7 protein-coding genes are annotated in these 13881 nt (G+C 57.1%); 6 read left to right on the top strand and 1 reads right to left on the bottom strand.

Annotation, left to right across the window (positions count from 1 at the left end; translation table 11 throughout):
- Positions 1 to 350 precede the first annotated feature (350 nt).
- From HDG34_RS29660 to HDG34_RS29635, 6 genes are all read left to right on the top strand, one after another.
- Entirely contained in the window at positions 351 to 2000 is a 1650-nt protein-coding gene (locus tag HDG34_RS29660) for an AAA family ATPase (RefSeq protein WP_184065103.1), read from the top strand.
- 533 nt (positions 2001 to 2533) lie between these two features.
- Complete coding sequence (locus tag HDG34_RS39925) at positions 2534 to 6265, top strand: ATP-binding protein (RefSeq protein WP_184065100.1); 3732 nt, start codon at positions 2534 to 2536, stop codon at positions 6263 to 6265.
- A 184-nt stretch (positions 6266 to 6449) separates the two neighbouring features.
- The gene (locus tag HDG34_RS29650) at positions 6450 to 8216 is read left to right on the top strand and encodes an ATP-dependent endonuclease (RefSeq protein ID WP_221309299.1); all 1767 of its coding nucleotides are present in this window, start codon (positions 6450 to 6452) and stop codon (positions 8214 to 8216) included.
- Positions 8209 to 9603 carry a UvrD-helicase domain-containing protein gene (locus HDG34_RS29645; RefSeq protein WP_184065097.1) on the top strand — a complete coding sequence of 465 codons (1395 nt, stop codon included), beginning with the start codon at positions 8209 to 8211 and terminating at the stop codon, positions 9601 to 9603. Before HDG34_RS29650 ends, HDG34_RS29645 begins: the two co-directional genes overlap by 8 nt.
- Positions 9604 to 9690: 87 nt before the next feature.
- On the top strand, positions 9691 to 11850 hold the full coding sequence (locus HDG34_RS39920) for an AAA family ATPase (RefSeq protein ID WP_311734880.1): 2160 nt from the start codon (positions 9691 to 9693) through the stop codon (positions 11848 to 11850).
- Complete coding sequence (locus tag HDG34_RS29635; protein ID WP_184065091.1) at positions 11843 to 12784, top strand: hypothetical protein; 942 nt, start codon at positions 11843 to 11845, stop codon at positions 12782 to 12784. Before HDG34_RS39920 ends, HDG34_RS29635 begins: the two co-directional genes overlap by 8 nt.
- A gap of 525 nt (positions 12785 to 13309) precedes the next feature.
- On the opposite strand, the gene HDG34_RS29630 is transcribed toward HDG34_RS29635, so the two are convergent.
- Positions 13310 to 13657: an H-NS family nucleoid-associated regulatory protein gene (locus HDG34_RS29630; RefSeq protein ID WP_409259615.1), complete on the bottom strand. Its 348-nt coding sequence runs from the start codon at positions 13655 to 13657 to the stop codon at positions 13310 to 13312.
- Positions 13658 to 13881 lie beyond the last annotated feature (224 nt).

The raw sequence follows: 13881 nt of genomic DNA, 5'->3' as shown, positions 1-13881 counted from the left end.
ACACTCTGTCATGAAGCTGTGTGATAGCACGCGTGTGCTTGCTTATGCGCAGTGCATAAGCCGACGTGAGCACGCAACCCTTCAGTTTTTTCACAAGCTGCCGTTGATGAAAATGTTGAATCGGATGTGCGGTGCGGTGGATTTTAGAACGTTACCTAGCAACTTTCCGATCCAGGGGCGACGGATAATGGGCGGCCGCTGAGAGCATGGACGTGCGAGGGACAAGGTCGTCGAACGAACATGAAGAGGGCAAGGCGTTCAATGCGTTATGTTGCGTCTGGGATGAACTGTCATGTTCCAACTAGGGCGTGGTTGGCAGGCTAGGTGAAAAGAGAAAATAGTGAGGCCAAGTGGAAGATCAGAACAAAAGGTGTGTTCGTCGGTTTCGATTTCACGGACTACGCAAGCTGAATTGGCACCAACGCCCGGAGCAGAGCAGCTACTATCAGCACATGATAGACAGCGGCCACAGTGTGTTTTTTGAATTGGGCGAATTGCTGATCGTCGTCGGGCCGAACGCAGGCGGAAAAAGTACTGTGATCGACCTATTCCGGGGACTTGCGGATGCAAGTCTTTGGCCAACTTTGGCGCGGGAAAACTACCCTGGTGCAGACTATTCCGGTTTCGACTTCGTAGGTTCCGATTTCGAACTTAGGGTTCGGTTCTCGAGAACCAAGCCGGACATGTCGATATTCGAAGAAGTCGCAATCACCGTCGTTGCAAATCGTGGTAGTGATGTCCGCTGTCCTGATGTGATGGCGAACAGGTATGGGCAGCCCGGCGATTGGGTAGCTGGAATCCAACCGATCCTGGATGACCTGGTTGATCTGAATGTTGAACATTTTCAGCCAGCCGGCGCGTTTCCAGCGGATGAGCTATCCGACGAAAATCTCGTAGAAATGTTGAATGAACTGAGCATGCATTTCCCTTCGGTCTATTCAAATCCACGCGTGCCAGCTTTCGTCCTGTTCAATCGAGAAACTAGGGAGCCCGGAAGGATAAGTGTCTTGTTCAAGGACGATCCAGGTCAACACGGGAATGTGCACCGCAAGATGTTGCCGCTTGGCTGGTTGCAACTTGCATCAATCCTTGCGTTTATGCGACGGTGCGCCCCGCATTCACTTGTTTTGCTGGATGAACCCGACCGTCACCTCCATCCAAGCCTGCAACGCGTCATGCTTGACATCGTGGCCTCGGAAGGAACGAGGCTCGAAGCGCAGACCATCATCGCCACACACTCGTCGGTTCTTACCAATCCTGAACTCGGTGCGCGCGTTAAAGCCAAGGTAGTCTCTGCGGCCCGCGGCAAGTTCGAGATGTTGCCGGACGCGCGTCGGATACTTGACGATCTGGGTGTTTATTCGGGAGATCTTGTTCAGGCCAATGGGATTATTTGGGTAGAAGGACCCAGTGACCGCATTTACCTGAAGAAATGGATCGAGCTTTATTGTCAAGCTCACAACGTCGAGCCACCGATCGAACGGGTTCATTACTCGTTCGTGACTTATGGTGGCGCACTCCTGAAGCACCTTACGATGACCGACGATCACAATGAAAAGGTCGACCTGCGTAGGATCAATCGAAATTTCGTCATCGTCGTTGACAAGGATCTCCCGGAAGCAAGTACGAGCCCGATCGGTGCCGAGAAACTGCGCATACTACATGAAGCAGCTCAAACCCATCCCGCTCCGGGAATCTGGGTCACGCAGCACTACACGGTTGAATCCTACCTGCCCAACAACTGGGCTGGTAAGCAGAAGCACGTCAAGGAATCTGCTGGCGTAACGAAAGTAGAGGGCATTGCGAAAGTGGATCTCGCCATGAAGTTTCAACGCGAGGTCGGGCAGTGGGAAGGCAGTTATCTTCAGGGGAGCAACGTTCCGGAGATGATCGCCGCTCTCACTAACAGGATTCGGGCGTGGCAGACCCCTCAGGAAATAATTGACCTCCCGTACATTCCTCCGTACATGGACGACTTTGGCGACAAGCCCGCGTGTTGACTATGTCGTAGCGTACGTCTTGAAACGATGCGGTGACGTTCCGATCGCGAGTTCGACTTGACCCGTGGTCGGGCGCTACCAGACGTAGGAGGTGCTGTCCTGAACGCAACAGTCGGCGGGTCCCTGCTTGAAGTAGTCGGTCGAGGGTATCAGGACAATTAAGCGCAAGCTCGCAATCTTCGCCCGCTGCTAGCCTTGGCTCTCCAGGTCGGATTCTCAGTTTCACCATATAGCGCCGGTGACAGGACAGTTCATGTCCCATCGGTGCTTTTCGGCGATTTACACCACGCCGTCCATGAATACCGAGGCGCATTGCGAGCTTTTCACGTTCTAGCAGCGACAGTTTCATATGCCAGCACGGCAGGTGTCTTTGGCGAGCTACTTGGGAGAAGCCTAATTCGGAATCGGATTGTTGATTTAACTTTTGCATGCTCCCGAACGCTCAGGTCGGATAGTATGTCTGCCGGAAAAGTTGAGGGCCGACAAGTGAAGTTTTGGGGTGGTGGATCGAGATGTTGAAGGAGTCAACGAAGGTGGGACATACGAACGGGGTTCGCGACAGTTGGAAGGAGGCGGAGGCGGCCATCAATTTCTGGCAGGCTCTTGAATACCTTGCCCCTCAGTCTCCACCGTCCGTCAAGCTGGAAGATTCCGTTTGGGAGTTTGAGCACGACGCAACTGATCGCGAGTTGCCGTGGAAGGACCCGAAGAAGCGGACCATTCTCGACCGACAGATTGGCCCGAGCCGGAAGTTTCAGCTCTTCGCGGGCATACTCGGTGGGAGCTACTTTATTGAGGTTGCGCGCCGATACCTCGGCGCGGTCCCGATCGACCATTCGGAATTGCGGCCGACCTCGCCGGCCGCGTGCGTTGTTCTGAATGTCAATGGGGAGGGGATGGCGAGCGGGCAGGTCTTTATAAGCACCGTACCGTGGGCGATGGGGCAGATTGCTAACGCGCGCGAACATGCCGCGACGCTTGATTTCCGGGGATTCTTCGGGATCGGTGGGCTTGAAGAGCAAATCCGCGAGAAAGTGCAAGACCTTATGGTCGAACGCCGGCTTCTTGCGAGAGTATCAGTTGAAGAGCCCTGTGGGGAAAGCGCGGCGGAAGAGAAAAAGACGGCGCCGGCTGTGGTTGCTCGCGAAGAACGCGGTGCGCCTGCAGTAGCGGAGTCCCGCCCCGAGCCGCCTCCCTTGCGGCCAGTAACGTCGGGCGATGTTCAGGCTATTGCCGACCTTGTCTTTGAGCTATCGGGCTGGTATCCCGAGCAGCATGAGAAGTGGCGCATCCAGGCTCTCTGGGCACCCGAAAACGAGGCGGCGGACAGCGAAGCATCCACGGCGTCCCAGGATGATCCTTTGAACAGCTTCTATGCTGAAGATCTGGAAGATGTGGGCGATGCGGTGGCGGCGCGAAATATCGGCGTCGGTTTAGAGGCTTATCTGAAGGGAGAGGATTCAATCGGCCGCGTTGACCTCGAGTCGGAGGTTGACCGGTTGATCGACGGGGTCCACCCGTCGAAACTACCGGCCGGCTGCTGGCCGGCCAGATTCCCCCTGGTGACAGCCCAGCAGTTCGCCGTCAATACCGTGATGAATGATCTCTCTGACGGTGCCGGTCTCTTCTCTGTAAACGGCCCACCCGGTACCGGCAAGACCACCATGCTCAAGGACATCATCGCTGCCGTCGTGGTGAATCGCGCGGATGTCCTCGTGGATTTCGAGACGCCCACGTCGGCCTTCGCGAAACGCCTTGGCATTGAAGAGTATCAGTATCCCGTGTATGAGCTCGATGCGCGTTTGCGGGGCTTTGGGATCGTGGTGTCGTCCGCCAATAACGGAGCGGTGGAGAACATCACGAAAGAGCTACCGGGACTGGCTGCGATCGCGCCGGGGATCGACATCGATTATTTCCCGGTGCTGGCGGATTCGGTAGCCGCGCCGCAGAAGGCGAAACAACGTTCGGCAACACAGGAGCGTTGGGGCCTGGTTACCGCGGTGTTGGGCAACAAGAGCAATCGCAGCCAGTTTGCGACCCGCTTCTGGTTCTCGGGGCTGCCGCAGAAGAAGAAGGAAGGGAAGCCATTGCCCGAACCGGACCCGCTGCGCTTGCGCTCCCTGCAAGATCTCGTTAAGACGGGTGAGCACGGCGCGCTATCGTGGGAAGAAGCACGCAGTCAATACCGTCAGGCGCGCAAGCGAGTGGAAGACCTGACGCGTATGGCAGCCAGCGTCGCCGACGCCATTCAGCTGAATACGCGCGCAATGTCTGCAAAAAGGATGGCCCTTGCAACATTGACTATCAATGAGCAGGCCCTCATCGGTCAGAAGGAAGCGGCGCGCCGGGCACAAACCAGTTTGGAGTCCGCTATTCGCGAGGGCCAGCGCGCCGTACATCAGGTATCGATCTGCAAGACATGGAGCGATGCCGATACGGAGAGGAAGGCACAGCAGAAAGCCTATGATCTGCTGCGCGAAACGGTAGACCCGGCCGCACTGGACGATGCTCGTACCGGGCATGAGACCGCGGTAGCCGCGATACGTGGCATTCAGACGGACATGGAATTCCACTTTCGGGGCAAGCCGGGATTCTTCTCAGAACTCTTCCGTACACAATACAGCCGCCGTTGGAACGTGCGTGGTGCTGCGCTCGAGCAGCAACTGCGCGAGGCGCGCGTGAGAGAAGCGACTGCTGCTGACCGACTCGCCAAGGAGCAAGCTTTCGGACGAAAGCTCGGCACATTGGCGGAGGCCGTCGCGGCTGTCGATCGGCATGAGGCGAACTGCAGGAAGGAAGTCGAACGAGCCGGGATATCGCTCGACGATATCTGCCGCGACGAAGGAGATGCCGGGCTTCCGGCCCGGCTCCTCGACAGGCTGACCCAGGCACGCGATCTTTCTGCCGGCGTCGTTCGCGATGCACGCGACACTCTGGGGCACGCGCAAACGCTGCTGGAGGCTACACAGCAGCGCATTGATGAGGCTCAGTCTCGAGTGATGCGGGCCGACGCCGATCTGGGTAAGGCGCAGCGCGTGTTATCCGCATCAGAGGTGTCTGCGGACAAGATTGCCCTATGGCATCTTTCAGCGCTGGATCGAGAGTCGTTGCACCGTGCAGTGCCCTATGAATTTCCGGCGCTGTTCGAGGCGCGCCGCGACGTTTTCGTTGCAGCTATGAAGCTGCACCAGGCATTCGTCGTGGCCGCGTGGAACCGCTTGTCCCGCACCCTCAGCGCTTTCGTGAGCCTGCTGCAGGGCAACCTCAATGTCACCCAGATCGAGAAGGGGCCGATTCATCTCTGGGACGCGTTCTTTCTGGTAGTGCCAGTGGTCTCCACGACCTTTGCCTCGTTCCCGCGGCTCTTTCGGGGTATTAAGAGCGAGCAACTCGCTTGGCTGATGATCGACGAAGCGGGGCAAGCGACACCCCAACAGGCGGCTGGCGCGATCTGGCGCAGCAAACGCTCGGTCATCGTCGGCGATCCGCTGCAACTGGAGCCGGTCGTGGGTGTGCCACAGGAGCTGATGGCGCCGTTGCTCCGCCGCTGCTCCGCCGAGTCACAATGGGCGCCGCCGCGCGCGTCTGCGCAGACGCTGGCTGATCGCGCCAACCGGCTCGGGATCTATCTCGGTGAACCTGACTCACAGGAGAGGATCTGGCTGGGGTCTCCCTTGCTCGTGCACCGTCGCTGTCTCAATCCCATGTTCCGCATTGCCAACAGCATCGCCTATGAGGACAAGATGGTCTATGGCACAAGTGAGGATGCCGGCCCCCACGGTATTGGGCCCAGTAGCTGGGTGCAGATTCCAGCGGAGCATTCTGATGGGCATTGGGTTGAAGCACAGGCGTTGCGCGCTATGGACTTGGTCGAGCGCCTTACGGGCGGCGTACTCAAGCAAAACGGACAGTTCAAGGTCTACGTTATCACGCCATTCCGAACGGTTGCTGGCAAGATCCGGCAGCTGCTTTACCGCCGCTACGGCGAGGCGAGCAAGGGGATGGCGGGGACGGTCCATACCTTTCAGGGTAAGGAGGCCGACCACGTGGTTTTTCTGCTCGGTGGCAATCCGTCCAGCCCTGGCGTGATTTCCAGTTTTGCTGGGGCAAAACCGAATTTGGTAAACGTTGCGGTTACGCGCGCCAAGCGTCGGTTGTATGTGGTCGGCGACCGTCGTTTCTGGACGGGCTCATCCGACGTCCACCGTATCTTTAACCGCCTGGCAGAGCATCTGGACAACGTGCCGGAAGAAATACCCGCGTAATCTACGCAGTGAGCTTGACTGGGCGCATGGACTGGGCCGGGGTGGCTTCGCAGCGCCAGCGCTGCCGTCCGACCGCCGGCAATCCCGTGGGAAGCACGACGCGAAGTCGGCGGTTGCGTACAGATCGATTGATTGACGGCGAGCATCGATTCGAAACGTTCGGAAGTAGCGTGGACGCTCACGGATGAAACGGGATATTGCGCTGGAATGCTCCAGAGGAACGGAAATGCAAATACGACAACTTAAAGTCACAAATTTTCGGGGCATCGCATCGTTAGATTGGTCCCCCAGTCTATCGTTCTGTTGTCTGATTGGCCCGGGTGATTCCGGTAAGTCGACAGTCCTCGACGCAATAGAAGCAACGCTTTCTTCGCGGTGGTTGTCGTTCACCGAAGCGGACTTCATCGGCGGCGACACTACGAAGACGATTGAGATCGAAGTCACTGTGGGCGAGCTGTCCAAGGCACTCAAGTCGGACGAACGGTTCGGGCTTTATATTCGGGGCTGGTCCGCCGAGGGGACGATTCGCGATGAGGCTGAAGATGGCGACGAGCCGGTCCTGACCATTCGGCTCACCGTGGATGCCACCTTGGAACCAGCATGGGAGATTTGCTGCGACCGAATCGAAGACGCGCGCACGCTCTCAAATCGCGATCGCGCACTCTTCGGTTTAGTCCGTCTCGCCGGTGAGGACGCTCGACACTTGGCGTGGGGCCAAGGCTCGGTGCTGTCTCGGCTGACCGGGAACAACGAGGAGGCCTCGGCCAGATTGGCACAAGCCTATAAGGCTGCCCGAGACAGCGCGGGCCTCCACGAGATCGAGGCCCTTATGGAGGCTGCGACGGCGGCTGAAGGGTTTGCCAAAGGCATGGGTGCTTATGTCGAGGGGGCATACGCACCCGGGCTGGAGCTTGGTCGCGGAGGTCTTTCCGCGGGCTCCATCGCGCTGCACGACGAGGGAGTTCCGTTGCGAATGGCCGGCTTGGGAACCAGGCGCCTGGCTACTCTCGCGATCCAGAAGTCCGCCGTATCGGAAGGCGCTATCGTTCTCGTCGATGAAATCGAACATGGGCTCGAGCCACATCGCATCATGGGGGCAATCTCTCAGCTTCGGCGCGACCAGACCGTCGCCTCAGAGGCGAATTGCCCGGTCGGTCAGATTATCCTTACCACCCATTCTGAGGTGGCCTTGGCCGAGGCAGGAGCGAGGTCGCTCTTCGTTTGTCGGACGTCCCGCCCGGATCGTGCGACTACGGTGACCAAGCCTGCGGCGCCCGATCCCATCCATGCTCTGATGCGGTTCAACCCGCGAGCGCTGTTCGCTCGGCGCATCCTGGTCAGCGAGGGGATGACCGAAGTGGGGATGCTTAACGGCCTGCGGGAGTTTTGGCCGCCTCGTCACGACGACATGCCATGCGAGCACAAGGGAGCATCAGTTGCGGATGGCAACGGTGGGCAAACTGTGTCAATGGCATTGGGATTGGCACAATTGGGATATTCCGTTGCAGTTTTCCGTGACTCCGACGTGCCATTGACCGTGGAGGCAGTGGCCTCGCTGGATGAGGCAGGGATTCCAGTGTTTGAATATGGAGGAGAGCTGGAGTCCGAGCACGCACTGTTTTCTGCGGCGAGTGACCAACAAGTTCAGCTTCTGCTTGAATATGCTCGCGAAGAGCGTGGTGCCGGGAAAATCAACGACAACCTTCTCGCTGCGTTGGATCTGGATCGCGTGACTATCGCGGGCGATTTCGTGGTGTGGGAGTTGATTTCCGCGTTCGACGGTCGCGAGTTGCGTGAGAAGATCGCGGGAGTCTTCGGTGCGAAGAAGTGGTTCAAGGATCAACGCATTGGCCGTGGTCTAGCTCCTATTGCGTGGGACATTGCAATGACGAGCCCTGAGTCCCCGATAGCAGTAGCGCTGGCTGCTGCTGAGGCTTGGCTATATGCTTGAAGCCGAACAGCTTTTGGGCTTCAGTAAAGGGGCCATTGTCGCGCCGGCAGGGCACGGAAAAACTGAGCAGATCGCCAAGGTCGCGGCGCTCGGACGACGTACTCTAATTCTTACTCATACTCACGCCGGGGTCCATGCCATCCGGTCGAGACTCAAGCGTTTGAAAGTTCCACATGCGGCGGCAGTGGTCGATACAATCGCCGGCTGGTCAATGCGGTATGCCCATGCCTTCCCCGGAATTGCACAGCCTTGCGAAGGTATGCCGCAAGGTGCGCAGTGGGACAACCTGTACAGAGGAACCATTCGAGCCCTCGCAGTTGGCGCGGTTCGTCAAGTGGTCGAAGCCTCTTACGACCGCATTCTGATTGACGAGTATCAGGATTGCAACGGTTCCCAGCACGAGCTTGCGACGACGTTGTCCGCCATCGTCCCGACTCTGATCTTTGGCGATCCGATGCAAGGTATCTTCGAGTTCGCTGGCGCGACTCTCAACTGGGAGACGACCATTTTCCCGTGGTTTCCCCTGGTCGATGAGCTTGACGTTCCTCATCGGTGGCGGAATCGTAATCCCGAGCTTGGAGACTGGATTGCGGACGTCCGGGAAAGGTTGATGCGGGGTGAGGGGATAGACTTCTCGGTTGGACCGGTCGCGTTCCGTCGCGCCGACACGGCGTTCGATATGGGGCCGTTGTTCGATGGCTTCGACGGCGTTCAGGGCAGCGTCGCGGCTGTTCATTGCAACAAGGGAATCTGTTATCGACTAGCTCGCGCAGCGGGCGGCGGCTACCAAGCTATTGAGGAGGTGGCTGCCAGGCGGTTGCAGGAGTTCTGCGTCGATTGGGATGCTTGCGATTCACGTCAAAGCCGAGTCGATGTCATCACGGGGCTGGTGGACGATTGCGTCAATGTGAAGCCGCTAGAGGATGGCGAGGAGGACAACCTTGCCGATCTGGCAACCAATGCGAGAATCAGGCTAGCGGTAGCCGATCTTTTTGGTCCTAGCGCCGCGGAGGCGGGGGCGACAGTCTTGTCGTTGATTCCTCGGCGTGCGCGCTACCAGCTCTACCGCAGGGAACTTTGGCGCGATGTCGAGCGCGCCTTGGCGGACGTTGCGGCTGGACGCTGTGTGTCGATGACAGATGCCGCTGAACGAGTGAGGCAGCGTGCGAGCCTCACGGGACGTCGGCTACCGCAGAGAACTGTGTCAACCCCATTGTTACTGAAGGGGCTGGAGTTCGACCATGTTGTGGTACCCGACGCTGCGCATTTCGCCCGGGAGCAACGCGCGCAGGCGAAGCTTTTCTACGTTGCAATTTCCAGGGCTACACATTCGTTGACCATTTCCGCTCCGGACAATTGGGTGCAATTTCAGAGACCTGACCTTTAAGCTTATTACATCTTCGGTGGTCGCTGACGGTTGCTGCGTCTCCTTTAATAATAACGAATTGCTATCTGACCAAAGAGATAGAACACAATGCGACAATTGAATCGCTATAACGTACCGACGCCACAATTTTTTTCTTCTGGAAAGGCAACATCGTATAGACAAAAGGTGCGTGAATACCTGGAAGAGCCAGATTTTCACAGGCCTCCTGAGTTGAGTCTGGAACATAGGGATCGGAGCGAACTGCTGGAGGTACTGTCGGGGTGGACCTTTGGAAAATGCTCCTATTGTGAAACACGCCTTCACAGCGGGAGCCGTTCTGAGAGTCTTGACCATTTCAGACCGACTCGGGCTGCAGACCGGGGGCGAGGGAGAATAGACCGCCTCCACTATTGCTGGCTAGCGGTGGAGTGGGAAAATTTGTATGTTGGCTGCGCTGCGTGTGCTTCGATAAAGGCCAATCTCTTCCCCTTGATTAGAGGGCGAAGTGCGCTAGGTGCGAGCATCGAATCATTGCGCCGGACTGAGACTCCTGCGCTCCTTGATCCGGCATACGATAAGGTAGAGAAGCATTTGAGTGTTGCCCCTTCAGGAAGGATGTACGGTCTCACACAGCGTGGTACGGAGACTATCTCAGTTCTCGACCTGAATCGCGACGACTTGCTTCACAGTCGAGAGAGCGCGTTACGTGAGTTTATTTTTCGGTGGAATGAAGCCTTCGAACAAGCGAAGATGCCAGCGTTAACTTCGATATTCGAAGCGGTCCGAAAACTACTCCTGCCTGAGGCGACATTTTCGGGAGCAATAGCGCTTCTGCTACATGGTCTTATGCCGAGAAGAGTGCGTAGGATGGATCTGCACTCAATATCAGAATGGGGCCTTCGACAAATCGTTAACACTGTAGGATTTATTGATCGGAATGAGGTTGAACGCGTATTCGAAACGCGTGACCGAGCAAGAGACTCCCGATATCTTTTGGGGCACGTGCAACGGCGTGCACGGCCGATCCGTCGAATCGAAATCCGAAACTTCAAGGGGATTCGAGAGGCAGCCGTTGACTTTCCGATGCCTGATGGGAAGGATGCACAGTGGGTTGCATTCGTTGGGCCAAATGGTGTCGGCAAAACGTCTATGCTCCAGGCACTGGCGCTTTCCTTGGCTGGACCAGTGGTTGCATCGGAGATGATCGACGACGCAAAGACGATTATCTCGGAGGGTGCGTCAGCGGGGGAGATAAGGCTCGAATTCTGGCACTCGGATGAGCCCAACGTTATAACCTTCGAGAGAACCAGTCGAAGTTTTGGCGGATTCGCCTCTGCGCCGTCTCCTGTCCTTGCATACGGGGCGTACCGTCTGCTGGCCCGGAAAGTCATGTCGCGGAAGCAACGGCGCAATGATTTTCGGCTGCTATCGCTTTTTGACGAGCACGCAAAGATTAATGGTCCGCACGGCTGGTTCACGAAGCTTGCTGGGCAAAGATTGCGTGATGCAGCAGACCTTGTGCAACAGTTGATGCTGGAGCCGACTGCGGTCGTGAACATCGTAGATTCGAAGGTCGAAGTGCGAATAAATGGCCGCGAGCAGCCGATCGATGCAATGAGCTCCGGGTTGCAGAACATATTCTCCCTTGCGACCGATATTCTGGAGGTGGTGTACTCGTGGGGGGACAGTGCTTTGGGAGCGCAAGCGACAGTCTTGATTGATGAGCTGGATGCTCATTTGCATCCGGCCTGGAGACTCCGCATCGTAGAGCGACTGCGGCGGGCGTTCCCGATGATCCATTTCATCTATAGCACACACGATCCTTTGACCTTGCGAGGCGTCCGGGGACAAGACGTCCAGATCCTAAATGCGTCGGAGCAAGGGACGCTGTCAGCGCGGTCTGCGCCGGGTGACATCGATGGACTATTCGTCGATCAGCTTCTCACTTCCGACTTGTTTGGGCTCAATACGACGTTGGACGAGAAACTGGACGGTGAATTTGTCCGGTACTACGATTTGCTGGCGCGGGGTGATTCCCGCTTGAACGCACGTGAGCGAGACGAACTGCGAGGACTTGAAGAGTCTCTGCACGATGAAGGAATGATGGGCGTGACCCAGCGAGAGAGAATAATGTACCGCGTGATAGACAGGCAACTCGCAACTTTACGAGATGCTGGCGATGGAGGCGAACTGTCGGAGGACGCGATCAAACTCATCGAAGAGCTCGTGCAAAGTGACCAAGAGTACAAGGGGCTGCTAGGTGATTAAGCGAGACCGGCCATTTGGTAGCGAACCTGAGATTTTACAAGGCGACCGCGCGACGAACGAGCAAAGCCGCGCTTCCGGTTACTACGCGACGACACCTGGTGGCTTCCCGGCGTTCGGCGGCTTTCACGTTTACCGAGACGCGGAGGTGAAGCAGGCGCTTAACGCGATTTTTGAAAAGAAGTGCGCGTACTGCGAGTCGAGATTCGTGAATCAAGGGGTCCAGGTTGAGCATTTTCGGCCCAAGGGGGGAGTGCAGCTGACGCGAGCCCCGGCAGCTACAATTGGCTATTGGTGGCTCGCATCGGAATGGACAAATCTACTCCCCGCATGTAGTGATTGCAACACGGAAACTGATCATTTTCTGCCCGACGGATCTGTGAGGAAACTCGGGAAGGGGAACTACTTCCCCTTGATGCCCGGTCAGGGGTGTGCCCCTTCGGGGGGATACCTCCATACAGAATCACCGCTACTCATCAATCCGACGCTCGATGATCCACATCGTTACCTTGAGTTTACTGTCGGCAGTTTTGGTGGGCAAACCCGGTCCTTCGTTCGTCCTGCCGAGCTCGACCCTATTGGTTTGATGAAAGCGGAGGCGACAATAGAAGGCTTCGGCCTGAACCGCCGACGGTTGGTCGCAGCGCGTACGGCCAGATTGACTTCACTGGAACGGGAGCTATTCGCTTGGCGAAGGCTGGTTATGTCAGCGGACAAGATGGCGTCCGAAGCTGATAAGGAAGCGACGCTGATGGAAGCGAAGACACTGCTTGACGATATCCTGAGTAATTTCGTCAAACACAACAAACCTTACTCTGCGGCTTGCTTCGCGTTTGCCAAAGCGTGGCTGGCAGGCGATCGGCCAGGAACTGTGCCTCGGCAGATCAACGACGACGTTGATGACGAAGACGAGGACGACTATGAAATCGTCATCTAAGGCGGTTCGTGCGATTTGTGGGGAAACGTCGATCCTGCCACTATCGGGTCGCCGCCGGCTCTGACCTCGACGGTCGTGGCCGACATCAACGCACAGAGGACTGGCTCACGGCGGGATGGACCTCAACAAAGCAGGATTCGAGGTCCGTCTTGCAGAAGTTCCAAATCGTTTTGGTCAACCGTTGGTGTCAACCCACTCACGAGCCCAGACGATGCCGGCTGTCATCGCATGACGATGACAGCCAAGAGCTTATAGATTTCCGGCAGAAATTCGATTTCCTCAGCGAACAGGACACGTTCGAGTACGGGCAGAAGCGAGCTCAGATTTTCATCGACCCCATCCTGTCGACCGCATCGTAGAGAAGGGAATTGGACGAGGGAATCGAGACGTCACGGTTCTAGTTTCGCGCTGGAGCTTGCGGTTTCCAGCAAGTCGACTGTCCGAAGTAGTCTGTTTCGGCTGAGCCTGAGATAGCTTGGTTACTAGTTTGACAAGATGTCAAATAGCTGACCACCAGTGCGTATTTCAAGTGCCTCGATGTGACGGCTGTGCGGCCGCAAGTCTGCTGCCTGCAAACGGGTCTTGACTCCAGTCTACCTTCGTCCGCGTCTCGGTCGTCGCCGACGCCGCGGGCGAGGTGCGCTCGACCGCGAAGTGCTCCATTGATTGCCCTGCGCTGATGGCTTGCTTGAGCCATTGAGGCATCTCGCCGTCGCCCGACCAAGCTTCTCCTGTCGCGCTGCGGTACCGGGCAGTTTTCTGTTTAAGCTGGTCTTCGGCGATTGCGGCTGCCAGGTCATCGAGTTCAATGCCGACTTCAGCCATTCTGCGGCGCAGGTACGCGACCATACTGTCGCGCTTTCGCTCATCCATGGTTTCCCCCCCCGTTTTACGATTTGCTCGCCTTTCGCGAGCCTCCTGATTAACGCAAACGCCGTTCCTTGAGAATATCACTCTGGATTTGGTATAGCTGATGAGGTTCGATGCTTTGTTTGGAGTAGTTGTGAACGGCTGTGAGAAACCGACACTAGACGGCGGCATCGATCAGAGATACCGAATGGTCCAGGTCTGCTGAGCGGTTTGGTAATGGTTTGTGT

Origin of the sequence: Paraburkholderia sp. HC6.4b (assembly GCF_014200875.1) — a bacterium.
Classification (GTDB): Bacteria; Pseudomonadota; Gammaproteobacteria; order Burkholderiales; family Burkholderiaceae; genus Paraburkholderia; species Paraburkholderia tuberum.
Note: the sequence above shows the minus strand (reverse complement) of the source record. Positions and strands in the feature narration are given on the sequence as shown.

What these genes read in the sequence shown, in the direction of transcription:
- HDG34_RS29645 (WP_184065097.1), top strand. Translation starts at nt 8,209, where the DNA reads ATGCTTGAAGCCGAACAGCTTTTGGGCTTCAGTAAAGGGGCCATTGTC.
- HDG34_RS29650 (WP_221309299.1), top strand. Translation starts at nt 6,450, where the DNA reads ATGAAACGGGATATTGCGCTGGAATGCTCCAGAGGAACGGAAATGCAA.
- HDG34_RS39920 (WP_311734880.1), top strand. Translation starts at nt 9,691, where the DNA reads ATGCGACAATTGAATCGCTATAACGTACCGACGCCACAATTTTTTTCT.
- HDG34_RS29630 (WP_409259615.1), bottom strand. Translation starts at nt 13,657, where the DNA reads ATGGATGAGCGAAAGCGCGACAGTATGGTCGCGTACCTGCGCCGCAGA.